The organism is Brasilonema angustatum, from assembly GCF_059505445.1.
The window spans coordinates 1-22,688 of sequence record NZ_JCACKO010000079.1; the positions used below are offsets into that span (position 1 = coordinate 1).

The window sequence follows — 22,688 nt, forward strand, 5'->3', positions numbered from 1 at the left end:
ACTTTTTTCCAATTTATGGTTCAAAAATTTTCCCACATTATGATTCAAAGGACAGATCGCCCCGATATACAACCCGCTGGCGCGAGTTGCCTGTCTGCCGTTAAATAACGTGGGAACCATTTGAGGTAAATTCATTCGTCGAATGTTCTCCTGATTCTTTAACTATTCTGACTCCTGAATTCTTATTTTGTTTTCTTACAAGTTTTGCATTGACTCCTTTCTAAAAGGATACCCCAACCCTCCTGTTAAGGATGCTTCCCAAAGCTCTTTAAATGTCCTGTTTTGGGGGGTTAAGACGGGTGTCTGCTACTACCCTAGCCAGAACCTATTGAATTGCTTCTACGGGCTGAAAAAGGGCTATTACGGGCTTTTTATATCTAAAGGGTTACAGTTTAAAGTTAATATTTACTTATAGTTTTATGGTGTTTCTGACTTTTTATGTAAAGCACTTTTTTGTCCGCTGTGTTTTATATTAATTACTATATTTTCTTTGTGACGTGTATAGCCTTCATATCACTATATTTTCTTAAACTATATGTGTTATAGCGCCGTCAAATTGTTTGTTTCAGCCATTCTGCTTGGATTTCTTTGTAGAAAATCAGCGGTTTCTTTGTAGAAAATCAGCGGTCTAAGTCCGAATTCTTTGTAGAAAATCAGCGGTCATCTGAAAAAATCTTTTGTAGAAAATCAGCGGTCACATTTGTAGAAAATCAGCGGTCTACGGTATTTGAAACTTGTTGCTTTTTCGCGCTTTCATGTGAAACACAATCATAAAAATATTCTTTCTGGCTTGTTTTAAAGTGATTGCTAGCCAGTGATATCCGTAAGTGACACTTGTTCTTCGTGACACATGATTGAAGAAAAAGTCAGCATGGGATGCGCCCTTGCACTCTACAGGAATCAGAATCAATTAGTTGACGGTAGTACCCGCCAGTCGTACAGAACTCATACTGATGCCTCTATTCTTTCTTGTTAAGGCATAGAGTTTAAAGGAGTTTACGGCAACTTTAGAACCTTTTTACTGACAAAGCCCAGAAATGCCTTATCAACATTCCTTATCCGTTCGCCTTTGCTACGGGCGTACTCATAAAACTGTCGTTCCAGTTCGTATTGGCACCAGCCAGTTCCGGCATTAACAATTATATAAACGGCTGACTCAAATGCTTTACTGGATATTTGAATCTTTTTAGATGTGTCCCCTATTTTCGCTGAATTACCAGTATTTTCATGGGCTGGCATATTCAGTTTTTTAAGGGATTTTCTAACCGAAGGAACACTAGGTTTTATCGTGATACCTTTGGTATCAAAAGCGTAGTCAAACCAGGGATAGACGTTTTTCACCTTTTCAACGACTATCTTAAAATGCCTTCTAAATTCGTACATACTGCCATAGTCCGCTCCAAACTGGCTTTCTAGAATGCTCCATGACATAAACTGAGGTTTATCCTTCTGCTGGGCAGCATAGGTACGGAGAGTCGCCCAACTATAGACATCGAGGGCGAAAGAGGAGTTTTTGACTGCCTGCAACGCTCTCAGATCTAAGGGGATAGGGTTACTGGTTATTGCTTTAAAGAAGTTCTCAGTCAGTTCAACATAACTGCCATGATCGATGGGTAATTGTCGGTTATTACGCTCTGTCCAAAAGGTAAACTTGTCAGCGGCACTCAGGTTAATCCACGATTCGTAGTGCTTGCCGTTAATCTCTCCTGAATATTGAAAAGAAATTTTAGCGTTGAATAATCGCCGCCATTGTTCAAGAAGTCGGTTGTAGTCGCTGCGTTGTCCCCTGCGGTTGGGGTCTAGCCCCAATTCTCGCATGAAATCAGCCAGACTGTCTCCCATTTTGATGTTTCGGTTGCCCGTGCGAACAGCTTCCGCCGTGAGCCAGAAAATCAGAAGCCGGGGAATGCTGCCGTAAGGGTAGCCGCAGGATTTTTTTCGGTTAAAGTCCCATCCTGGCTGAATGCCAAGGGTATAGTTTCCGTTGCGCCGTTCCCAAGCGGGGACAGTATCACCAGGATTGCGGTGGGGTAATGTTGCCTGAACCAGTTCACGGGGGGTATAAGCAACTTCTTTCAATGAAGGCGGCGCGTTGACAATCAAAGAGGAGGCATCTTCTATACGGGTAATGATGGGAGTTTTCTTGATGACATGGTTCATCTGAATTATTTCCCCCGCAATCTTTTTTATTGATAGCCGCTTCATTTTGGGCTGCTCGATTGCTCTTTTTGTATGGTGCTTAATTTATATTCCTCTTCAGACATTTAAGGCAAGTTCTTCTTTCTTTCCAAGCATTATAAAAAGAATCATTCTATGTGTTGCAGTTATTCAAGGGCTGGAATGACGCTTTTAAAAGCCTGTCAAAAATAACTAATTCAATACATAAAACTAATTGAAATCAACTAAAAATTAGTGCAAAATCGAATTTAATCAGTCGCTTTGCGTACATCCGCTTCTTTTCAATCAGCGGATTTTTTTAAACATTTTACTGTTTTGAATATTGAGGATTAGAACTATGCAGTCTTTCGCACTTGCAGCAGAACTCTTCGTGGTTGTTTTTTCGTTTATTTGTTGGTTGACCTATGTTCCAACAGAAACAACAGATATGAGCCAAACAATCAATCAAGACATTTTCCAGGAACAAAGTAATGTTGTTGAGGAAATTTTTAATATCGTTTCATCTGAAATCAAAGAGTCAAATGAAACGTCTCTCGTAGAAGAAACGACTTCAAATGAAACGTATCTCGTAGAAAAAATTACTTCAAATGATTCTACCACAATCGATATTCCATCTCCGTGGGACGAAACATTAGTTATTGACTCGACTGTTCAGCCAACGCTTGTGTCTAATGAACAGGAACACGCATCAATTTATCAAAGAATTGAGAACCTTACACTTGTTCAGGCTCGACAAATCGCTTCCAAACTCAGAGAAATGAAGATGATTGCGCCTGACACAAAACTCAGTGGTAAGGGAATCGGTAAGAAGTATTTGGTGGAATTAATCAGCGAGCGCATCTTTGAACACAAAGAAGCTATCGCAGAAATTATAGACCAAATTATTGAGCAAACAGTTATTTCATGAGGTGAAATATTATCAAGCTCAAACTAGAAATAGTGCAGCTTGTTCTATGTCTTCCGCATTAGACAAGTTAGCTACTTTTGATGACACAGATCCATCTCTTGAATCTGCCAAAGCTTTTCTCTCGCAAGCAGTTTTTTTGATGGATGAATATTACCGAACTTGGCACTCGATTATCTGGATTAAATCTAATCGAAATACGAAGAATCGAGTGCAGTCACAATTGAATCACCTTGCCTTTGATGCCTACACAGCATTTTCAAAGGTTAAAGAACTTCTTGATGAATACGTCGATAGTCAAATTGAAAAGGAACGAAAAGGCGAGTTAGTTAAATCTCCCCCTCAATGGTGGAACGACATGTCAACCAGTTTAACACTCGCTGAAAGTTCTTTTCAAAAAGAATATCGCTACAGCATTTTAAGCAAGCAAATACGTTTATTTTAGTTGAGGTAAGTACGATGTTTGCAACAACTTTTGCATTCTCTGACAATGGGTTTACTCTCAAAGTAGATCCTAATCTTGGAAAAGCAACACAGATGTGGTTACATAATCAGAAATGTATTTTTCAAACACTTCCCTTAGAAAGTTATACTCTGTTTGAAATTGCATCTGCGCCTAACGGAGTTATCCAAAGATTAAGCAGCAATTATTTATCATCTGCCAATGATAATGATGAAGTTCAGCATCAAGTTGACTCTCTTCGTAACTGCGTTGAAAAATCTTGCTGGAAATCTATTCTGGAAGAAACGTCACAATGGTCAAACGATTTGAAAAAAAGAGTTTGGCTGAAACTTTCTACATCAGAAAAACAGACGATTCACCACATTGCGAAAATGCATAAATTTTCTGATACGCTGTCAGATCTTAAGCTTTCAGATATCAAGAAAGTTATCACGATTTTGAAAGAGGTAGAAATACTTCCCAAGAACGTAAAAGTCACTAAAGACTCTAAACAAGAAGATTTGGTCGATATGCTGAAAGAACTTCTGACTACACATGAGAAGTTTTTGTCAGCCGCTTTGACACTTGTTTCAAGTGATTGCGAATAATCTTTCTGTTTTAGCTTTCAATAGATACCCTAGAAATCTTGATGAAGAGTAACACGTAAGCACATTTAAGTTCTTCACTTGATTTTTAAGGGGTATCTTTTTCTTTATTTCAATATTGTCTCACAATTTGGACTCATAGATATGGAATTCAGTCAATTGAATGAAAGACAGATTGCAACTATTCTTGCTTCTCTGCGCTTGTTTCAAATTGAAGCAGAAAAGTACGATATGGTTGAAAAGTTTCCTGACCATTTTGAATCAGGTAACATTACGCCTTTATCTGTTGATGAAATTGATTTTCTGTGTGAGCAAATTAATGCTGGTATCCAGATAAAGTCTACGATGCAAAACTTTAATCCAGAAGATATAGCATATGTAACGCAGGAGTTTGTACGCCAAGATTGCGGTATTTATGGAGTTAAACTTGTCGATGCAGACTGTGATGTCATCATTGATGAAGTGAAAAAATTGGCTCAACAGGGAAACTTTCATCATACAGGGGTTTATTGGATTGCCAATTACCTAGCTGCTGAAGGGAGAATTCACCCTAACGTGCCTTATTAATTGACCTTTTATTGCAGTAAGTCACCTGACTTATCAGCTTTTTTGCAAGCCGCCCCTTACTTTAGGCGGCTTGCCTACTTTAGTAACTTGTTACAAACCTCCACGAGTCAATTCAGAAATCAAACCGGATTCCTATAACACTTGCTTACTTCAGTAAGTAAGCAAGTAAGCACTGAGCCGTACAATTCTAGCCGAATAACAAAAATAGGATTTACCACTCTAAAGAAATAGAAATTTATCACTTTAGCTAATAATTTAAGTTGACTATTATTAAAACTATTTCCTAATTGAAGAATACAAATCTTCAGTAGCAGGAAAATTTTATGAATAAAGGATTTAAAAAAGCTTTAGCAACAACAGGGGCGGCGCTTACCTTGTTTAGCTCAGGGGTATTGACAGGAAATATGTTATCTCAATCGAACAAACCATCAGAGGGAACAACAGATTCAAAAGAAGTTATGACACAGCAAGACTGGAAGACGTGGGAGGAAATCAAGCAAGATGCCTCGAATAATCTTCTATCGGATGCTTCTGTAGAAAAATTTCAGCAGACTTTTACGGTCGAAAAATTGCATGAGATGGGTGTTAAGGGTCAAAGAAACAGGCAGTTGAGAGATGAGTTAGAGTCTGTCAGTAATTCCGTTGCTGAACAAGTCTATAATATTGCATTCAACCGTAATGTCAGTTCTACGAATAGTAACTATGACAAGATTATAGAAATTGAAAATCTTATGGATCAGGGAGGCTTAATATCAAAAGATAAACAAGTTTCAGCTAAGGCTTATGTTGTATATTCTCAGCGTGATTCATACAACTTTTTAGAATCAGGAGACTCGGCAAAAAGGGCTGTCAAGATTTACAATAGTGTTGCTGATACTTCTCCGCAAAACACCGTAGATAATCAAGAAGTCGCAGAACGTCTTGTTAAGTCTTATGAAGAAGAAACTCTTCCTAAATTAATCCAAGTGCGTGACAGTATTTCATCAGCACGGAATAAGGCTGATGAAAACATTTTTCAAAAATTGGGAGCTTGGATAAATAACAGTATTTCAAATCCTCCTTTTAAAAGAGAAAAAAATGATAGTAGCTCACACACTAAAATACCATCAAATCAGTCTTTTGCAGATAGAACTAAACAAATTGTTTCTAATACAATGCAAAGAACCCCATTGACCGAACAATCCCTAGCTATGATGGTTCATGGAGGTGCAGGACGCTCATGAGTATTTTTTATATAAACAAAAAAGCCAGCGTGATGCTGGCTTTTTGTTTGAGATATTCAAGTCCTGATGAGTAAATTAACCGCTTTATGATGTTTCATTTTATCTCTTTCGTAAAGCCATTTTGGTACTTCCAAACTCAGCACCCATCCAGATGCTGTAAATACGGCAAGCCCTTCACAAACTGAGCGCTGAGGATGTCCTAAAAGTAATCCAGTTGTCAGGGTAAACAGAAAGATTCCAGTTGCACACCCTAAGCAACAACCAAGGACAGTTAATTTCAGGCGATCATTGGAATTATAGTAGCTTCGTTCGGGGACACCATTTATCAGAGTAGTGCCCTCTTTTAGAAACTTGTAAGCAAGATAAACAAGTATTCCTAGCGTAAGCACAAAGACGATTCCTAATATTGCGACAGGCAATATAGCCAGTAATGTAACGCAAACAATCCAAGTTATTGCAAGTACAGCAACGATACTAACTAAGCCCACCAAAAATTGGACATTACCGAAGATGATAATAATAACAATTGCCGCAATTAAAGCAAAGAACGCTCCGGCAGTGGTATCACTGTATAAGGGGGCACTTGCCTTTGCTAACAGTGTTATCATCCAACGCCAGTCTGTAAGTTTTCCTCCAATAGCATTAAAATCTTTTGTTTTGACAACAGCACCATAGGAGAAAAACATCACTGCACTGGCAAGCGATGCCAACTTGAACGGAAATTCTACTTTCCTGGCTACAGGTTCAATAATGCTAATTGTTTGGAAGGCTGTGTATGCTTCTTTTGCGTTACGAAAGCCATCTGTTATCATTCTTTCCAAGAGGTTTTCAAATTCAGGGGTTATATGTTTATGGAGAGATGAAAAACCCCGTTTGAATACATCCAGGTAGGTTGTGCTTCGTCTGGTAATGATTTGGATGATAATACTCCCTAAGCATTTTAGGTCGTAGCGCCAGCGTTCTTCGCGTGGTATATCAGGGTTTCTGGCAATTTTACCAAAATTGAGAACGCAAACTTTAATGCTGCCATCACCTACGTACTCAATGAGAACATCCCCGATATTTAAACTGTGATGAAACTGTGCGAGGGTTTGAGATTGGGCATATTGTAATATTTCTAAGACTTGTTTCAGCAAGGATTCTATCTGTAGAAGCGTTAGCGCGTATCCTTCTTCCGGGCTTTCTCCAGCCATATAATCTATCACTAAGAACAGGCTTCCACAGTCTGAGGCATCTACATCTTTACACGCAAAAAAATCATGAGAAGAGGGGATACCTGGATGAGAAAGATTTTTTAAAGTTTCATACTCTAAAGATAATTCTCTAAGCATTTTTTGTTCGTCCTCTGCACCATTGTAACGGTATTCTTTGAGGACAAACTGCTCACCAGTGTCAATTTTTTGAGCTAACCAGACAGCATATTCTGGATAATACGATTGGCTTAATTCTTCTTGGAGATTGTAGCCATGTCTAGAAATATCAATCATAAAAGCTCCTTACTTATGGCTTTTACTATTTTTTATGCCGTTATTTGAGTGTGTATCTTGATTGTTTACTGAAGACACATCATTGATATCGTCCACATCTAAAATGCTTTTTATCCTGTATTCCAAGTATCCCAGAATTTTCTCTTGGACATGCAGATGATATTTTGATGTGGTTGTTGGGGTAAAATTACTTGCAATGTCTTCAAGTTGGGTCAGCAATATTTTTTTGAGTTTATCGTTCATAATTCTGGATGTGGTATCTCGCAATAGCTGTTGTTCTTTAATACTGTTTTCGATTTCAACAATATCTGCATCAATAGAACGGTCATGTTCCCCAATATTTTTGATTTTATGACGCCGTTTCTTTGCATCATAGAGAGTACGTGGCATGAAAACCTTGATAGAGACTGGTACGATTTCCAGCATCCAGAACAGGCGGGGAATCCATTCCATTTTGGCTGCCACAACCTTATTACTGCTCTTAATTTGTTCTAAGAGATAGATTTGTTTTCCAATCGGGAGAACGTCAGGCATAGTGAAAGGTTTACCTTTTAAATCTCTTTGTGTCACATCTCCGTTTAAAAACTTTATATGTGCTTCCTTGTCTTTTATCTGATTCCTCATCTCTGTCGCATTGTCATTGGCGACTTGTACGCTTTTTCTTGCTTCGCTGATGAGTTCTTTGCTTGCCCCTTTACGTTCCCAGTATTCCTGGGTAAGCATTGCATCTTTTACAATTTTATCTGGATTTTTGGATGATTTTGGATTTTGAAAAAGCTGCTCTATTTTCTGCTTTTCGCTCTTGATATAGCTTGTTTCTATGGCGATTTGTGTTGTGCGAATATCGGTTTGAAAGATAATTAAGTCAAAGAAAATTGCAAACACATACCCTACGCAAACTGCAAAGGCGACTCTGATAGAAATACCAAGGAATGTCCCAGCAAAAGAACCCCAAGACAGAGGATTCTTGGGAAGTGTCATCAACAAGCCTCGCTCTAGAAGAAGTATTGCTATACCCCAAAATACTCCAAAGATTATGGCTCCCAACCAATTTTCTTTTACTAAGTAAAAGATTGAGCCGGAAGAGAATGCAGCAAAACTTGCTGTAACGATAACAGCGATGCCTTCAGTGATATAAGCATTTTCTGAGTCTGAATCATTGAGACTTTTGAGAAAATTAACATCGCACCCGGCACACCATAAAAATAAGTATTTCATAACGTATTACTTGTTTTGCGTTATTTCAGTTAGTCAAAAGCTTTTTGAGCTAAATAAAGAACGTTATGACTGCTTGTATTTAGTCACAGTCACCTAGCTTAATCACGAGTAGTTGATGGCAATTCTTTTGTTTTGGCGATGCTGGCTGGTTGTTACCCACAACCAGGCTGGCGAAGGGCGCAACGATGGGATTTTCACGCGCTTGATACCCCAGTTTGAAGACGTACCAATGGCTTCCAAGTAATAGAGCGATCGTTAAAACGGTTGAGGTTAAATTCCATACCAGTTTGAATGGATTCATAATTCATTAGGGGGATAGGTAGATGAGGTGCAGGGGACTATGCCCCTGCTAATGGATTAACGGTTAAAACCCTTTTCTTGGTTGGGTTTCTGGTTCTTTAGCTGTTGCTTAGGATTCTTCTTGATTTGCCTGCGCTTTAGCGCTTCTAAATTCATCTGGCGGTAGATGGTGGGTTGCTGTTCTTGGGCTGTGTTGTTCCCGGTGAATATTGTGTCGTCATCATCACTGTTGTTTTGAGCCTGACGCAGCATTTCGCGCAAGTCTATCAAGCGGCGGTTGACAGCATCAGGGTCGAATTCTGAGCTTGATGCTTCATTAGAGATATTTTCTTCAGCTTTAATGCCAGATTGCTTCTGGTTTTCTTGCTTTTCTAACCCTTTCATCACATCGTAAATATTAAGACGCCTCCAGTCATCCTCCGTCCATTGCGGTAAGCGCATTTTTGCTTCCTCTACCGGGATATAATCAGGCTCACTGGAAGGAGGAACCAGTTTTTGTTTTAATTCATCCCACGGATAGTAATTTTTCCAAGGCTGCGTTGTTTTGTAATATGCTGTCATCCCTTGCCCACGTGGGGGATCAATGCGTGGGAGAGTCATAAATTCGGAAGCCATAACCGCTGGGACAGTTGTTCTGTTTTCAACAGCCCCTTGTGGGTTTATGTGTCCAATAAATTTGCCAAAATCTGGCACGTACTCGTAACTATTAGTTAACTGGTTAAAAATCGCTTGTCCCATCTTTTGCGACAGCCATTCTGCGGTATCTGTTTCATTGACTCGCATCCCGCATAGATGATCGATCATACCAAAGATGATTTCGGTATTTTGTTTACCTGTTTCTTGATACATGGCGTTGATGGATTGCGTTCCCAAGACAACTGCTGCTCCTCTTTTACGTCCTTGCAGCAGCAAGTTCCTTAGAATATCCATTGGATTTAACTGACACTCATCCAGAAAGAAAAATGTTCGCGCGTCCCTAGTTTCGGGATCTGTTGCCAGGATTTCATCAACAGCGTGCTTGAGAACTAAACGATTAAGAACGGACATGAGGGGGGCAAAACGATGATCGTGTCCCAGTACAAGAATGCATCCTCCTTGCATCCACTCATCAATAGTGATTTCATCAGTTGCATGATAAAACAAGGCAGCTAAGACACGGTATTTGTTAAGCTCTACTTTTACCGATGCGTGGACATTATCAGCCGTTTTTTCGGTTGCCATGACATCAAGGTAATGGGCTGTGTCGGGATCACTACTAAGAATGGCGCGTAGACGTTGCTGGCTCTCTGCGATGAGCAAAATATCCCTTAATTGCCAATTCCGTGGCGCATGTTTGATGAGGTATAATGTTATTCCGGTGAAGATTTGAATGGCAGCATCTCGGAAGAATTTTTCTCCGTGTTGATTTTCTGCAATTGGAGAAAACACAATCTGGACAAAATTTTCAACATCTCCATCAGAAGTAATTGACTTACTGAAATCAACTCGACAGCATCGGGCATCTGTAGGGTCAACGATACAGAGTCGTCCACTGGATATGGCGGTTATTTTTGAGATAGCATCCCGACTGGCATTCAGGACAATCGCCCGTTTTTGGGAACCAAGATAGACGTGGGGTAGGCAGTCTTGCATGACTAATTGAATACTTAGGGATTTACCAGACCCCACAGCACCCATAAACAACATTCCCCCCATAACCATCTGCCGCATGGGGATTCGGTTACCCCCGAACTCAACCCTTAAATCAGGCGCTCTACGAAGGGATTGCTCGGATTCCCTTTGAGTTTCTCGTTGATTTTGCCCATTGTTGATACCCTCTATTACTGTACCCCTCTCGGTAAAAGGTTTTTTAGTACGGCTCTCTAACCAATCGCCGAGCATTTTCTGGGGTAAGATGAGAGACACAATGAAGCCCAGAGGGGCGAACATCAAGTAAGCCGTAGTGATGATAGCTAAACTGATGCCAAAGATGATGTAGAAATAGTTTAATTTTCTATTTTGATTTTGGTGTGTAAAGTATAAACGATGCCAGAAAATGCCGAGTAACCACAGAGACGATATCCATACAATGGTTGTTTTGTACGTCCATAGCGTAGCGTAGAGTACCGCTTCTTCAAGGTTCTTTGCTGGCGCGTCAGTTGGATCAGCGGATCGTACTAATCCACAAAACCCCAGCCAGAGCAAGAAAAGTACAATAATACCCCAATCCCAGGCGGTTGGTTTAAAACCTTCTCCATGCACGCCCAAGGTAGCGAGTATGAGCATGAAAACCAGTAGAAATATTCCCCAAACAGCAAAGTCTTCCCATTTATCAGTTCGGAAGTAGGGCTGGAAAACAATAAGAACTGGAAGAATGTTGCTCCACATAAATAGAGCAAAAATTAGAAGCCCAAAGTTTGCCCAAAAATTTTTGGTGTGGGCTTTCAAGTTGTCTTGCAGTTCTGCAATATGCCGCTTTAGTATTCTGATGCTCATAATTCAATGAAACCTCTTCCTCAGACCAATATTTGCGTTGCAGCACAAACCAGTCATCTCTGCGGAGATAACCGATGGTAGGAGCAATGCCACCTGGGCAGGTGACGCTTAGAAGGTCAGAACAGCGGAGGAGGGCGGGGAGAGAGATTTTTGTGGTTCATTTCACGTAACTTCCTACAGGTTAAATCGTTAGGCATAAGCAGTTTTTGTGTCTTCAGTCTCTAGCCAAATCCAGTCTTTTACCTTGGTATTTCTTGCTGTCCTTGGTTTCCCAGTAGATACAGAACGAAAGAACTTTTTCTTTTTACGTCCTTTTCCTCGCTTGTGTTTTCTGCCTTTTCGTCCATTGCTCCCTGATGGCTGCTGTGGTTGTTCCATTTTTGCCCCTTGTGAAAAAAAAATCGCAGCCACCAAAGCCTTTAAAAGCTCTAAGTTGACTGCGATCATGTCTATTAAGACAGTTCAGCGACGTCATTAAAGTGAAGCATCAACGCAACACTTTTCTATTGGATTTTCTTGATTGTTGGTTAGTCTTCTTCCAAAGCTGACGAGGTTAGCTCCGAGGCTACCGATGAAAGATTCGGCTCTTCAGTAACGTGTATCTGTATTTTTACAGACAACGCCTGTTAACAAGATGCGCCATTGTATTGATTTCCCCCGCTCCTGATGACAGGATTTAGCTGATTGAACATCTAGCAAATTCTACAGAGAGGAAGCTTTGAAAAGCCGTATCAGAGTATGTTTAGCTTGTATCTGTAGATACTTCTCTAAAAACCTGGCTTTTTCTCTTAGAACTAGCGCCAGCTTTTAGAGGCAAATTCGCTATATTTATCTACTGTCTGGAATTAAACCTTCAAAAAGTTTTTTGCTCTATACTAATTCTTTGAAGGCTTGTCTATAAATTCCTAGCCAAAATTATTGCCTGCCAGAGGTTTCAAGTATATTTATTATATCCTCTTTCTTGACATAACTACTACTTAAATACGCACTATTACAAAATGTAATATTTTACAATATTCTAATTTAAATAAATTATTATATACTAGTTTTAATAAAGCATTCTTATTTTTTATAAGTCATTCATTGACATTTGCGGTGTTACTGATGAGTTAGTCTAGGAAATCTCTGAAGGCAGCCTGTCATAAACCGACATTACTGTTCTCGATAACCCAATGAATACGAGAAGAACAACTTCAACAAAAGTACAGACAAAACAGGCGTAACGCGCTTTTCGGCGTACCTTATCTTACTATCTGCGTAAATCCCTATGGCAAACCTTCATGTTATTACAGGTTATAAAGGGGGAGTTGGGAAATCGTTGGTTACTTGCGTCCTCCTTGAGTTTCTCCTGGCAAAGAACATTGCCTTCAAATTGTTTGAAACAGACCGGGATAACCCGGATGTTAAAAGACGCTATGGTGATACCGTTAACTGTGATATCGGTTTGTTCAGTGAAGCACGACGACACCAGGATGCGGCGAATAATATCTTTACTTCGGCTACCGAGATTCTAACCATCGTCAACTCTCCCGCCCAACTGTTTGCGCCCTTTGCTCACTGGTTTGAGGCAAATGATTTGTTTACTTTGGGTGCGGAAGAAGGTGTTTCTTATTACTTCTGGTTCGTTTGTGACGGCGGCTTTGACAGTATTGATTTACTGAAAAAGACTTTTCAATTTTTCACCGATAATGTTCACTACGTTGTCGTGAAAAATCACGGACTCTGCGAGGACTGGAAATTGTTTGAATCGGATACTGCCTTACAAAAGCAGTTGAAGAAATACAAAGTGATTATCGTTGATTTCCCCTTACTACTTGGTCGAACATTGCCGCATGAAATCAATACTTTATCTTTGATGTTCTCGCAGGCGATCGCCCACCCAGGTTTCGATAAAATCAACCAACAACGAGTCAAAACCTTCCTCAGAAAAGCTTTTCAAGCGTTTGAAGCCACAGGTGTGTTTACCCATGAACAGCAGCAATTATCTGCCCAACAATAATGGCAATGGTTCAGATTTACTGGATCGGGTTCTGCGGGATTTAACACCAGAGCAACGGGTGCGAGTGCTCGATTTGACACTGCGTCTCGACATCCATAAAGACGACCCCTTGTGGCTAATTGCACTAGCAATTGGGCAGTTACAAATTTTACTTCAGGATAGTCCCCAGGATTTACGGTTATTGTTCGATAACGTACAGATGGAGTTGGAAGAATGGGCAGAAGCGACGACAACAGTGTTGGAGGCGACACTCCAAGACGCCAAGAACACGGAGGTACTGGCGCACGGACTGGAAAACTTACTCAGCGTGCTAGCCACATTAAGCAAGTTGTTGACCGAACTGGCAACTTCCTTGAATCAGCACGGCTCCCAGAACGTATCGAGCAGCTTATCAATGGAGTTCGGACACTTGAGGCAGGAGTTCGCCACACTTTTACAGACAAACTCCACCTCACTTCGGGACTCGATCACCAGCCAGGTCAGCAACCAGGTCGGGGGAATTCTCCGACATCACAGCAACACAACATCGAACACGAGCGATAAGCGTCTGCTGTGGGTGTCTTTGGGGGCGAATGCTTTGCTCCTAATGGGCGTTTTTTCTCTCTGGCGTACCCATGCACAGACAAGCCAAAGAATACAATGGATGTGGCAACATCAGCAGAAGATTGAGTGTGCTGTTGGCGTGATGCCCAAAAATAGCAAGCAGTGCAAAGCCCTACTGTAATTGTTTTCTCAGAAATCCGCTGTGAAACCGCCTCGCTGTAGGCGGTCAGTAAACCTTATTTTTTTCTCTTATGAATGAAGATGGAAAAGGGTGGAAGCCTCCGTTATCGGCAGAAAGATTGCGACAATTGCAAGAATTGGATGAAAATCAGCCTGACAATATAGACCTTCGACAGTTAACAGATGAGGAGCGTCCATCTTTCTGGAAAAAGATAGCTGACAAAGGTCGTACGATTGCTGTTAAGCGTGGGATGCGTCTTGCGGCTAGAGAAGCGCTGGTAGGTGAAATTCCTTTCGTTAACGTCGGGATTGCCGTGTATGAAGGATATATGTTTGGTAAAGATATGTATACACTCATCAAAGAAGAAAGAGAACTGGCGAAAATTGAAAATAAAGCTTCTACAAAACCGTTTTATGAATTAGTAGAAAAAGAAAGATCTAAACAAGTTAGAGAATTATCTGATAATGTTGAAAAGGTTTATAAGGCGGTAAATTCGAGGAAATCTAAAGGGCTTAGTTTGGGCACACACCGTGACGAAATTTCTTCGTACCAGAAAAGAGAGTCATTGAATAGATCTGTTGTTCCTGAAGTTCTATCAAAAGCGGCTAGTGAACCTCGCTTTAAGAACGAAGCAGATCAGTTATTTAATGAAGCCGCTCTAGTCAAGGGGTACGTAAAGCAGAACTTTCCGGCAGAAACAGCAGCGCATAAGTATCAATATATGCTTGCAACAGCAGTAGAAGGGTTAGGGCGTAGCCATTTTAATCAAGTTAATTTTCCAGGGCGGGGGATGCGATTTGATAAGTTTTTTGCAGAACGGGCATATATGGACGGTCATGACGTTCAGGAGATAGGTTTGACCATTCTAGAGAAAAGTCCCTTCGCTCTTGGCTTAAAAGATGTAGATCTCGTTAAACAGAATGAATACATTGAAAAGCTGACAAATTTTTCTCATCCTGAGCTTGATGAAGCACGTAATGCTATCAGTCAGTGGCGTCAGCGAAAGGGTTTGCCTGAACATCAGAAGTTATCACCCCTGGAATATGCTGAACATAAGACTTACACCAAAGCAGCAGCGGAAAGACGCGAAAAAAATGAAATTATAAAATTTGCTGAATTAGAACGGGAATATCATGAAATCCAATTAAACGATGCGAATCGTTTTCTGCATGAGTATCGTAAAGCTAATGATTTCAAAACAACAACAACACAGGAATATATGCTAGAGTTAGCACGAATGAATCAAAAAGGTGAAATTTTGAGCAATAGCGATAAGGGAATTGTATTCAAGCTTATCGCTGCGGGGCATGATGAAAAGGATATTATCAATGCTCTACATGAGTCCAGTCCCTTTGGACATCAACCTGGGTATGGGAAAGGTATTTACGACGAGACAATTGAGCAGATTAATAATAATCCAAAACAAAAAGATTTTATTACTGCTGTATATGAGATGAAGAATAAATACAATTTACCCGACGAAAATCGTTTGGATCGATTGGGAATCTCACATGAACAGCCGGGAAGAAGTGAATATTTAGGGCAAGGGCTAAAATCAGAAGTCAATCCAAGTGGCATTGAGAAAATTGACAGAAGTTTTGACCAGCTTGAATCGTCCAGAGATTATGAAATTCGTCGTTGACATTAGAGATAATTTATTCACTATTTGAAGAAATAAATTGAAAGTTCTTCAGATGTATTATGGTATTTATTTTAAATTACAAAAAGACAAGAAAGTTTATGAGTGGTATAGGAAACCCATTGATGAAGGTACGGCTATTCGATTTAAGGAACACACAAAAATTGCTAGATGGGTTGTTGCTCACCGCAATAAATGTTATGACGATTACGTCAAATTTAAGAAAACAACCACTGAACAGAGATTTCAACGGCTGACCGAAGAAGGTATCAATAGCTCAGATCCATTACTCAGAAATGTCTGCCGGAGCATTGCTGGTCTTCCTTTGCACGGCGAGGGTGTAGTTTCTGCACAAGAATACCACCAAGAAAAAGCTCGCCAGGAAGCTGAGAGCCGTGAAAGATATAACAAGCTTACTCCTGAAGAGAGGACACGATATGTTGAAAATCTGCAAAGACGTGTGGAGGAATTGCGGAAAAAGGTAAATGCATATGCAACCGCTAAAGAACGAGAACCCATTCCGGACTAATCATCGTCTTCATCCTTGTCACCATCTCCATCGTCCTCTTCATCCCAATCCCAGACGGAAAGCGGGGTTTCCTGTCTTGGCTCATATTCATAGTCGTAAGGTTCGCTGCTTGCTTCCTCATTTTCTTCGCCTGCTTTGGCAGACGAGTCAACCTTACCAGCAAAAAAGATAACCCAAAGAAATACCAGTCCAAAAAATATACCAATTAGCAGTGTCAGCATGGCGTGATATTTTTGGATACAGTATCTTCATCCTATCACCTACGGCACAGCCAGCTTTCGGGAAACATGGTGGCAAGCTGCTGTAACTGAATATCTGATGCACCGTACAAAGCAAGGGCAGAGGGGAAAGGGGCAGTGTTGTCGCTACCGCTGCCGCCAAACCGCAGCCGACCTTTGAGAAACAGAATGTCCGCTTTTTGGGCGATCGCCTGATGCCACCAGCGGGTATCAGTGCGGGCGGGGACAAGAACAACAATCAGCCTGGTGTTCCCGCTTTGATGTTCCGTCAATGCTTTGAGAATCCAGCGTTTCAAATCTTGCTGATTATACGGCGGATTTACAAATACCGCGCCGAACCAGGGCAGACTTAGCCCGTCATCGTCCTCCAGAAAGTGGACTTTTGCTTTGACAGGTTTATTGCGACCGGAGCAGGGGTCTAGGTCGAACGTGCCAAAAACCTGATAGAGTTTAGAAAGGAGTTCGAGCGGTGTCTGCCAGTAGTCTTGCCCCGTCGCATTGCCTGCATGGGTGTAAAAGGATTTCGCCTGGTTGACGGGCTTGAGGTATAATCCCGCCCCCAGAACACGCCCCACCTTATCGAGGATGGCAAGATGGTGAATTTTTTTCTTTTCTAAGGCGATTAATGCAGGTCTGCTGATATCTGCCAGTTCACAAAGTTTCCGCTGGCTGAGTTTCCGGCGTTGGCGTAGTTTCTTGAGTTGTTCGCCAAGGTGAGTGCCTTCGGGCAGGTTACGCCCTTCGATTTCCAACGCTAAAACTGTGATGGCTTTTAAAAATAAATCGAATCTGCCGCCCGTTTGCTCAAAATTCCAGATGGTGCGGTAGGCGAGATGCGTCTGGGTGGCGAGTGCCTGAATCGACAGCTTCGCTGCTTTGCGTTTTTTCCTCAATTCATCCCCTAACATGGGGATAGTTTATGCAGGAAAAATAACCAAATTATTAAAATATCTAAACTATTTTATATAAGCGTTTTGACCGAAACAATTTTAGATTTTAGATTTGAAATTTTAGATTGGGGCGGCACGTTTCGGGTTGTTGCTTCTTACCCGAAAGCTGCCTTGATTTTCGGTACAAGCCCCGTCCTAGAAGGACGGAATTAATCTAAAATCCGTTGGAACCTTCTGGCTCCTCATTTAATGGGGTGGAAGAGTCCATCAGAAGCAAACCGCCACCCTACTGAACCGGGATCGCGAGATCTACACCAACTTTCAAAATCTTTTGGGCTATTAGAATTTCGCTCTTGCTCTAGAGTACCCACATTAACTCCCAATCTTTTCGCCAAATTTTCCTGCGTATAGGCTTGAAGTTCTAGCTGTGGCGGGTGGTATTGGTAAGATTGTTTTCTATAAGGAGTATATGATCGCTGTCCAAGTAAGGAGATTACTCCTTCGATTTGTGTTAACCGCAAGGTGATTGCTGAGTATTGTTGCTCCAACAGTGAAAGTCGCTGTTTTAAGCTATCATCTACACCAGATTCTACACGCTCTTCTATACAAGCGACTCTTGTAAATTGGGTTTCAAGTTGGTTGAGACGAGTTTCTACGCTGCTTACTGTATCAGAAACTTCTCCCAGAACGTGATGCAAGCCTTGAATAACTAAATCGGTGGCGGTGGTATTGCGTTCTCGTGCGGCAGTGCGAAGTGCTTTGGTCAAGGTTTTAGGCAGTTTAAAATTAATCGATTCGCGTTCTGGGTTGGTCATATCTACACCGCGTATATACCAAGCGTACAGATAGTTTACCGTATAGTGCTACCGTCGTGTTGTCGGTTCAATCTCCTGTCACTGTAACCATAAGATGAGCAAGTTGCTTGCTTTATGCATTCATTGCGTGTTGCTCATTTTATCCTTACAGTGACATCTCCTGACATTTAAAAGGGCATCGAAACTGGCTTAAAATTCAGAGTAGCGATCGCATTTTCTTTATGGATATCCGTGACACCCAAATACCGCTCCAGCGCCGCTAAAGAGCGATGTCCACTGATAGACTGAATATGTCGCAAAGGAATCCCAGCATCGCTCATCATCGTCAAACACGTTCGCCGGAAAGAATGAGAGCTAAACCCACCTTCATGCAGCCCGATACGGTGTAGCGCTTGCCTCAAAATCCGGTCAGCACTGCCTTTTTGGATATGGCTCAGTCCGTGCCGTCCCGGAAATAGGTGCGGATTTTTACCACGCACCTTGATATGGGGGACATATGCTTCCAAATATTCCCGAAGCTGGGGATGTATCATAATTTCCCTAGTATCGCCTTTACCCTTCGTATTGTAGCTACGAATAATCAGCTTACTTCTGACGCCCATAGGAGTGACCACATCGCCTTTGAGGAGAGTACACGCCTCATTAATCCTGGCAGCCGCGTACAGACATATACCAAACAACGCCCGATCGCGTACATTGACAAAACCCTCGCAAAACAGTAACGATACTTGATCGGGATTGAGAATTTCTGATTGTCCGTAGCGGTTGATTTTCATCGCCCAAACTTATTGATTTCCATAGGGAATATCCTACGATCTCTTCCTTCACTTTGAGAACGTAAGGCACGAAAATCCTTGTTTTGCGTACATGAGAAAATATGCTCCTCCTCAGCTCAGAATTTCTTATTTGTTCAATTGCCCGAAACCCTGATTCTGTCGTGTAGCCATAAGCAAAGCTTAATTCTTCGGGTGAAACCGGAAGAGAATGGGCTGATTTCGACGAAAAAACAACGCTGTCGTGCTATAGAATCGGTTGACAAACTCACCGTTCCTTTAGGAGAGTATTTCAATCATTTCTTCTCCGCCGAGGGCTGGGCATGAGATAGGTGTGTCGGCAGGGGCGGGTTGGTGTATCGTGGATGTTTAGGGAAAATCTTTTTCCCGCCCCTGTCGCCACCTATCGAAAGCGATAGCGGTGCTCAGCCCGTTATGGCTGGACGAAGATATATTCCTTATTATGCGAATGAATGACAACCACATAGCTGTAATTGTCAAATGTACTTAGGTTATAAATATTCAATAATGCTAATTGGTAGGGGAGAAGTTCGCTCTAAATGGATTGACAATCTGTAAGGTATTTTCAAGTATTAAACCATCTTGCATATCTTCCGAGTAAAGAATACTTGCATCTCCTAAAATGGCACTCGCAACGATGAGGCTATCCCAAAATGAAAGTAAGTATCGAGAGCGTAATTTCACAGCAAGCTGAAGCGTTTCGAGAGAGACTGGTAAGATTTCACAACCTTGCTCTAATTCTTCCAGTAATATCTGAATTTGGGCGTTATTAAACCCTGCTTTACGGATTAAATTGGCACAAACCTCGTTAACCACCTGTGTACTGATTAAAATATTTTGGTAATTTGTAATAGCTGTAGCGATTTGTTGTTTGGAGATAGCATCAGTGTCACGAGGGTTGATGATAAAGCGATACAACCAAATATTAGAGTCAATAAAGCTCTGTTGAGATTTATCAACGTTCATTGGCTTCAATTCTTGTCAAAGGCTGAAAATCTTCAATTTTGATTGGATTGTCTGTTAATTGAGCAATAAGTCCTTTTTTTGGAAAGCGTTTTGTTTTGGGGCTTGAATGAGATTCTACAATAAGTTTGACGGATTCACCCTCAGCAAGTTGGAGATTTCCGATAGGGCGTAAAACGCCATTTTCAAACACGGCTTCACACTTTTGCTGCTGCATACTCAATCCTTTTAATTATCTCTCTCCAATTTTAATGGACAGAAACCGCACTGACAGCAGTATTATACATGGTGTGCTGGGGGTCTGCGCTACACAGAAGTACATTCGTGTCTACCAGATACGCCACTACAGTCGCTCATCTGAATAGATACTTTCCCGACTCAGGGCATAGTCGGAAAGCGGTGGGGCGTTATGATGATGATTTGCCGCCCATACCCGGAAAGCTTTTATCCATTCGGACGCTGTTGCCGTTTCATGAAAGGGGCGTTGTTCAACATTTTCTTTTACCAATTGTTTGAGCATACTGTCCACATGGGGTTTTACTTGCTCTGGTGAAAGGTTGGTAATATGTGCCAACGTGCTAATGACGCTTTCCATTTCCTCCTGGTGTTGCTCCTGTAAGAAATGGATATGCTGGGAAACCTGGGGTTCCTGGCTGCTGCTAAAAGAGGTATCTGTACTCATAGTCTTTCATCATAGCTGATGCTTTCTTTTTTATTATTAATAGTTTCACGAGTTTCATTTTGAAGGATGTCATTTCATTAAGCAAATGATTTTACATAAAAGTCATCGGTCGGAATTTCCTTCAGGAAATAATTAATCCAGATGCGCCACAGGACATCATGCCAGAATTGGGATAGTATTAGGGTTTGTCTGATAAAGGTCGATTGATTGACGGATGTGGTTACGGTACGGTGTCAGCGCGGATGGTGCGCTCATCTCGATTGAGGATGTGCCGAAAGGCAAAACAAGGGTAAGATGTCCTTATTGTCAAGAGTGTTTAACTGCCAAAAAAGGTAACATTAAAGAACATCATTTTGCTCATACCGAGAAAACCTGCCGTTCCGTTGAGCGTCCTTACAAGGAACTGCCTATCTTACCGCTTTATGACACGTTCAATCTGCAACTTTCAGGACAAGAGATTGAGCAGTTAAGAGGATTATGGCGGGAGTATGGCGCAAAGAATTATGGCATTCCGCAGTACGTTGTGCCAGCGCGTTTTATTTATCGGCGGTTACTTCAAGAAAGCCGAAATTCTGAGAGACAAGGGTATGAATTTACTCCGCTCGGAAAAATTCCACTGGGGGCATTATCGTTGAAGGGCTTTCAGGAAGTGCAACATCCCCTATTGCTGAAGAAGTTATCTGAATTGGAGCAAAAAGCGGAACGTGCCAAACTCCTTGGTCTTTCCACCTTCTCGGAATTATTTACTGACTTAGAGATTTATCGCGCTCATCTAAGCAGAATTTTCTTGCACTCATTGTACTTTTTGAGAACAGAAGTGGATGGACAGACGTTGTATAAAATTGGCATCACGACACGCTCTGTGGAAGAACGGGTGAAGGAAGTGCAGAGCGATTTACGCTCACATTTTACAAATATTAAAATTGAGGTTCTGGGAACCTGGTCGCATCGAGGAAATGTTGAGAAATATTTCAAATATCGCTACCGAAACTTTCATTATCCTCTTGGTCGTTTGACTGAGTATTTCACTTTTAAAGATGAAAATGCGCTGGTTGTTCTGCGGGACTTAGAGCGGATGAAACCTCAAGAATTTAGTCCCTTGGACATGGATCTTCTTGAGGGGCAAGAGCAAAACAGCAGTATCATTTAAATAAATATTAATGCCAAGCGATACAGAGCAAGATTACCCCTTAAAATCCTGAGAGGAGCAGTATCGGGCAGGGCAGCAGATGCTTGGGCGAATTTGGTGGTGGGTGAAAAGGTTGTTTCTGCGCTTGATAGGAAAGTCTTCTCGTTCTGCGTTGCCATTGAAGAATGTGCCTGTTGCCCCACCAGAAAGAGTGGAAACAAGGAAACCGCTGACCGATGCTGAGCATGAATCTTTATTTCTTGAACTGCTGGCGGGGGTGCATTCGGGCTGGAGTCGTGGCAGTGTAAAGGGTTTTCTGGCTGCAAAAAAAATTCATGAGGCGGCGTTATTGGTATGGTTGCGGGGCTTTGGCGAGCGGTTGTTAAGTTCACCTGCATCGCATCAAGAATTAGCCGCACGGATGGTGCAGTTGGGTGGCTTGGATGTTGGGGAAGTAGGAAGGGTCGCGGGTGATATTGGGTTGCGGTTGTTGCCAAGAAAAGAAGAAACGAAGGGCGAAGGGGCAAAGGAGACAAAGGGAGGAAAGGAAGGAAGAAATGAGAATGCATCGCCGGACAATGAAGCGGAGAAATGGTATAACCTGGGTTGTGAGAAATCTGAGGCAGGAGATTTTGAAGGGGCGATCGCATCCTACGACAAAGCGCTCACCATTCAACCTGACTACTACCAAGCTTGGTTTAACCGGGGCAATGCGCTGAGTTATTTGGAAAGAAAAGAAGAAGCTATCGCATCCTACGACAAAGCGCTCACCATTCAACCTGACGACTACTTAGCTTGGTTTAACCGGGGCAATGCGCTGAGTTATTTGGAAAGAAAAGAAGAAGCTATCGCATCCTACGACAAAGCGCTCACCATTCAACCTGAC

26 protein-coding genes are annotated in these 22,688 nt (G+C 41.6%); 13 read left to right on the forward strand and 13 right to left on the reverse strand.

Annotated elements, in window-relative coordinates; translation table 11 throughout:
- Positions 1–26: 26 nt before the first annotated feature.
- Entirely contained in the window at positions 27–104 is a 78-nt protein-coding gene (locus AC5JM2_RS14955) for a DUF4113 domain-containing protein (RefSeq protein ID WP_495835690.1), read from the forward strand.
- Between the two features lie 892 nt (positions 105–996).
- Here the strand turns inward: AC5JM2_RS14955 and AC5JM2_RS14960 are convergent.
- Positions 997–2,160, reverse strand: coding sequence for a replication protein RepA (locus AC5JM2_RS14960; protein ID WP_495835665.1), 1,164 nt, complete (start codon positions 2,158–2,160; stop codon positions 997–999).
- A 355-nt stretch (positions 2,161–2,515) separates the two neighbouring features.
- On the opposite strand from AC5JM2_RS14960, the gene AC5JM2_RS14965 reads away from it, so the two are divergent.
- The 5 genes from AC5JM2_RS14965 to AC5JM2_RS14985 all read left to right on the forward strand — a co-directional run bounded on the left by AC5JM2_RS14965 (position 2,516) and on the right by AC5JM2_RS14985 (position 5,919).
- Entirely contained in the window at positions 2,516–3,085 is a 570-nt protein-coding gene (locus tag AC5JM2_RS14965) for a hypothetical protein (protein ID WP_495835666.1), read from the forward strand.
- Positions 3,086–3,131: 46 nt separating this feature from the next.
- On the forward strand, positions 3,132–3,527 hold the full coding sequence (locus tag AC5JM2_RS14970; protein WP_495835667.1) for a hypothetical protein: 396 nt from the start codon (positions 3,132–3,134) through the stop codon (positions 3,525–3,527).
- 14 nt (positions 3,528–3,541) lie between these two features.
- On the forward strand, positions 3,542–4,132 hold the full coding sequence (locus AC5JM2_RS14975) for a hypothetical protein (RefSeq protein ID WP_495835668.1): 591 nt from the start codon (positions 3,542–3,544) through the stop codon (positions 4,130–4,132).
- Positions 4,133–4,273: 141 nt separating this feature from the next.
- Complete coding sequence (locus AC5JM2_RS14980) at positions 4,274–4,696, forward strand: hypothetical protein (RefSeq protein ID WP_495835669.1); 423 nt, start codon at positions 4,274–4,276, stop codon at positions 4,694–4,696.
- A gap of 323 nt (positions 4,697–5,019) precedes the next feature.
- Positions 5,020–5,919, forward strand: a complete 900-nt coding sequence (locus AC5JM2_RS14985) for a hypothetical protein (protein ID WP_495835670.1) — start codon at positions 5,020–5,022, stop codon at positions 5,917–5,919.
- 56 nt (positions 5,920–5,975) lie between these two features.
- Here the strand turns inward: AC5JM2_RS14985 and AC5JM2_RS14990 are convergent, their stop codons facing one another.
- The 5 genes from AC5JM2_RS14990 to AC5JM2_RS15010 all read right to left on the reverse strand — a co-directional run bounded on the left by AC5JM2_RS14990 (position 5,976) and on the right by AC5JM2_RS15010 (position 11,846).
- Positions 5,976–7,406: a serine/threonine-protein kinase gene (locus AC5JM2_RS14990; RefSeq protein WP_495835671.1), complete on the reverse strand. Its 1,431-nt coding sequence runs from the start codon at positions 7,404–7,406 to the stop codon at positions 5,976–5,978.
- A gap of 9 nt (positions 7,407–7,415) precedes the next feature.
- Positions 7,416–8,624, reverse strand: a complete 1,209-nt coding sequence (locus AC5JM2_RS14995; RefSeq protein ID WP_495835672.1) for a DUF4407 domain-containing protein — start codon at positions 8,622–8,624, stop codon at positions 7,416–7,418.
- A 79-nt stretch (positions 8,625–8,703) separates the two neighbouring features.
- A complete protein-coding gene (locus AC5JM2_RS15000; protein ID WP_495835673.1) occupies positions 8,704–8,925 on the reverse strand; it encodes a hypothetical protein in 222 nt (73 codons plus the stop codon).
- Positions 8,926–8,981: 56 nt separating this feature from the next.
- Complete coding sequence (locus AC5JM2_RS15005; protein WP_495835674.1) at positions 8,982–11,399, reverse strand: type IV secretory system conjugative DNA transfer family protein; 2,418 nt, start codon at positions 11,397–11,399, stop codon at positions 8,982–8,984.
- A 189-nt stretch (positions 11,400–11,588) separates the two neighbouring features.
- Positions 11,589–11,846: a hypothetical protein gene (locus AC5JM2_RS15010; RefSeq protein WP_495835675.1), complete on the reverse strand. Its 258-nt coding sequence runs from the start codon at positions 11,844–11,846 to the stop codon at positions 11,589–11,591.
- An 820-nt stretch (positions 11,847–12,666) separates the two neighbouring features.
- Between AC5JM2_RS15010 and AC5JM2_RS15015 the strand changes: the two genes are divergently transcribed.
- From AC5JM2_RS15015 to AC5JM2_RS15030, 4 genes are all read left to right on the forward strand, one after another.
- Positions 12,667–13,398 carry a P-loop NTPase family protein gene (locus tag AC5JM2_RS15015; protein WP_495835676.1) on the forward strand — a complete coding sequence of 244 codons (732 nt, stop codon included), beginning with the start codon at positions 12,667–12,669 and terminating at the stop codon, positions 13,396–13,398.
- Positions 13,367–14,122 (forward strand): DUF6753 family protein, encoded by a 756-nt coding sequence (locus tag AC5JM2_RS15020; protein ID WP_495835677.1) that lies wholly within the window; start codon positions 13,367–13,369, stop codon positions 14,120–14,122. The genes AC5JM2_RS15015 and AC5JM2_RS15020 overlap by 32 nt, the downstream gene beginning before the upstream one ends.
- Positions 14,123–14,192: 70 nt before the next feature.
- Positions 14,193–15,764: a hypothetical protein gene (locus AC5JM2_RS15025; RefSeq protein WP_495835678.1), complete on the forward strand. Its 1,572-nt coding sequence runs from the start codon at positions 14,193–14,195 to the stop codon at positions 15,762–15,764.
- A 37-nt stretch (positions 15,765–15,801) separates the two neighbouring features.
- Positions 15,802–16,290, forward strand: coding sequence for a hypothetical protein (locus AC5JM2_RS15030; protein WP_495835679.1), 489 nt, complete (start codon positions 15,802–15,804; stop codon positions 16,288–16,290).
- Here the strand turns inward: AC5JM2_RS15030 and AC5JM2_RS15035 are convergent.
- Together AC5JM2_RS15035 and AC5JM2_RS15040 are read right to left on the reverse strand one after the other, a co-directional pair.
- On the reverse strand, positions 16,287–16,511 hold the full coding sequence (locus tag AC5JM2_RS15035; protein ID WP_495835680.1) for a hypothetical protein: 225 nt from the start codon (positions 16,509–16,511) through the stop codon (positions 16,287–16,289). The two genes, AC5JM2_RS15030 and AC5JM2_RS15035, sit on opposite strands and share 4 nt — an antisense overlap.
- Positions 16,512–16,546: 35 nt before the next feature.
- Positions 16,547–17,437 (reverse strand): DNA N-6-adenine-methyltransferase, encoded by an 891-nt coding sequence (locus AC5JM2_RS15040; RefSeq protein ID WP_495835681.1) that lies wholly within the window; start codon positions 17,435–17,437, stop codon positions 16,547–16,549.
- Positions 17,438–17,503: 66 nt separating this feature from the next.
- Between AC5JM2_RS15040 and AC5JM2_RS15045 the strand changes: the two genes are divergently transcribed.
- The gene (locus AC5JM2_RS15045) at positions 17,504–17,632 is read left to right on the forward strand and encodes a hypothetical protein (RefSeq protein WP_495835682.1); all 129 of its coding nucleotides are present in this window, start codon (positions 17,504–17,506) and stop codon (positions 17,630–17,632) included.
- Between the two features lie 29 nt (positions 17,633–17,661).
- On the opposite strand, the gene AC5JM2_RS15050 is transcribed toward AC5JM2_RS15045, so the two are convergent.
- The 5 genes from AC5JM2_RS15050 to AC5JM2_RS15070 all read right to left on the reverse strand — a co-directional run bounded on the left by AC5JM2_RS15050 (position 17,662) and on the right by AC5JM2_RS15070 (position 20,673).
- Entirely contained in the window at positions 17,662–18,234 is a 573-nt protein-coding gene (locus AC5JM2_RS15050; RefSeq protein WP_495835683.1) for a hypothetical protein, read from the reverse strand.
- Positions 18,235–18,401: 167 nt separating this feature from the next.
- Positions 18,402–19,010: a tyrosine-type recombinase/integrase gene (locus AC5JM2_RS15055; RefSeq protein WP_495835684.1), complete on the reverse strand. Its 609-nt coding sequence runs from the start codon at positions 19,008–19,010 to the stop codon at positions 18,402–18,404.
- Positions 19,011–19,538: 528 nt separating this feature from the next.
- Positions 19,539–19,994 (reverse strand): PIN domain-containing protein, encoded by a 456-nt coding sequence (locus AC5JM2_RS15060; protein WP_495835685.1) that lies wholly within the window; start codon positions 19,992–19,994, stop codon positions 19,539–19,541.
- On the reverse strand, positions 19,984–20,208 hold the full coding sequence (locus AC5JM2_RS15065) for an antitoxin family protein (RefSeq protein ID WP_495835686.1): 225 nt from the start codon (positions 20,206–20,208) through the stop codon (positions 19,984–19,986). The genes AC5JM2_RS15060 and AC5JM2_RS15065 overlap by 11 nt, the downstream gene beginning before the upstream one ends.
- 126 nt (positions 20,209–20,334) lie before the next feature.
- A complete protein-coding gene (locus AC5JM2_RS15070) occupies positions 20,335–20,673 on the reverse strand; it encodes a hypothetical protein (RefSeq protein WP_495835687.1) in 339 nt (112 codons plus the stop codon).
- 214 nt (positions 20,674–20,887) lie between these two features.
- Between AC5JM2_RS15070 and AC5JM2_RS15075 the strand changes: the two genes are divergently transcribed.
- Complete coding sequence (locus tag AC5JM2_RS15075; RefSeq protein WP_495835688.1) at positions 20,888–21,823, forward strand: GIY-YIG nuclease family protein; 936 nt, start codon at positions 20,888–20,890, stop codon at positions 21,821–21,823.
- 79 nt (positions 21,824–21,902) lie between these two features.
- The coding region (locus AC5JM2_RS15080; protein WP_495835689.1) for a tetratricopeptide repeat protein at positions 21,903–22,688 on the forward strand (786 nt) is incomplete at its 3' end.

What these genes read in the sequence shown, in the direction of transcription:
- AC5JM2_RS14960 (WP_495835665.1), bottom strand. Translation starts at nt 2,160, where the DNA reads ATGAACCATGTCATCAAGAAAACTCCCATCATTACCCGTATAGAAGAT.
- AC5JM2_RS14975 (WP_495835668.1), top strand. Translation starts at nt 3,542, where the DNA reads ATGTTTGCAACAACTTTTGCATTCTCTGACAATGGGTTTACTCTCAAA.
- AC5JM2_RS15050 (WP_495835683.1), bottom strand. Translation starts at nt 18,234, where the DNA reads ATGACCAACCCAGAACGCGAATCGATTAATTTTAAACTGCCTAAAACC.
- AC5JM2_RS15060 (WP_495835685.1), bottom strand. Translation starts at nt 19,994, where the DNA reads ATGAACGTTGATAAATCTCAACAGAGCTTTATTGACTCTAATATTTGG.
- AC5JM2_RS15075 (WP_495835688.1), top strand. Translation starts at nt 20,888, where the DNA reads ATGTGGTTACGGTACGGTGTCAGCGCGGATGGTGCGCTCATCTCGATT.
- AC5JM2_RS15020 (WP_495835677.1), top strand. Translation starts at nt 13,367, where the DNA reads ATGAACAGCAGCAATTATCTGCCCAACAATAATGGCAATGGTTCAGAT.
- AC5JM2_RS15010 (WP_495835675.1), bottom strand. Translation starts at nt 11,846, where the DNA reads ATGATCGCAGTCAACTTAGAGCTTTTAAAGGCTTTGGTGGCTGCGATT.
- AC5JM2_RS14965 (WP_495835666.1), top strand. Translation starts at nt 2,516, where the DNA reads ATGCAGTCTTTCGCACTTGCAGCAGAACTCTTCGTGGTTGTTTTTTCG.
- AC5JM2_RS15040 (WP_495835681.1), bottom strand. Translation starts at nt 17,437, where the DNA reads ATGTTAGGGGATGAATTGAGGAAAAAACGCAAAGCAGCGAAGCTGTCG.
- AC5JM2_RS15015 (WP_495835676.1), top strand. Translation starts at nt 12,667, where the DNA reads ATGGCAAACCTTCATGTTATTACAGGTTATAAAGGGGGAGTTGGGAAA.
- AC5JM2_RS15055 (WP_495835684.1), bottom strand. Translation starts at nt 19,010, where the DNA reads ATGAAAATCAACCGCTACGGACAATCAGAAATTCTCAATCCCGATCAA.
- AC5JM2_RS14995 (WP_495835672.1), bottom strand. Translation starts at nt 8,624, where the DNA reads ATGAAATACTTATTTTTATGGTGTGCCGGGTGCGATGTTAATTTTCTC.
- AC5JM2_RS14970 (WP_495835667.1), top strand. Translation starts at nt 3,132, where the DNA reads ATGTCTTCCGCATTAGACAAGTTAGCTACTTTTGATGACACAGATCCA.
- AC5JM2_RS15005 (WP_495835674.1), bottom strand. Translation starts at nt 11,399, where the DNA reads ATGAGCATCAGAATACTAAAGCGGCATATTGCAGAACTGCAAGACAAC.
- AC5JM2_RS14980 (WP_495835669.1), top strand. Translation starts at nt 4,274, where the DNA reads ATGGAATTCAGTCAATTGAATGAAAGACAGATTGCAACTATTCTTGCT.
- AC5JM2_RS14990 (WP_495835671.1), bottom strand. Translation starts at nt 7,406, where the DNA reads ATGATTGATATTTCTAGACATGGCTACAATCTCCAAGAAGAATTAAGC.
- AC5JM2_RS14985 (WP_495835670.1), top strand. Translation starts at nt 5,020, where the DNA reads ATGAATAAAGGATTTAAAAAAGCTTTAGCAACAACAGGGGCGGCGCTT.
- AC5JM2_RS15025 (WP_495835678.1), top strand. Translation starts at nt 14,193, where the DNA reads ATGAATGAAGATGGAAAAGGGTGGAAGCCTCCGTTATCGGCAGAAAGA.
- AC5JM2_RS15070 (WP_495835687.1), bottom strand. Translation starts at nt 20,673, where the DNA reads ATGAGTACAGATACCTCTTTTAGCAGCAGCCAGGAACCCCAGGTTTCC.
- AC5JM2_RS15000 (WP_495835673.1), bottom strand. Translation starts at nt 8,925, where the DNA reads ATGAATCCATTCAAACTGGTATGGAATTTAACCTCAACCGTTTTAACG.
- AC5JM2_RS15035 (WP_495835680.1), bottom strand. Translation starts at nt 16,511, where the DNA reads ATGCTGACACTGCTAATTGGTATATTTTTTGGACTGGTATTTCTTTGG.
- AC5JM2_RS15065 (WP_495835686.1), bottom strand. Translation starts at nt 20,208, where the DNA reads ATGCAGCAGCAAAAGTGTGAAGCCGTGTTTGAAAATGGCGTTTTACGC.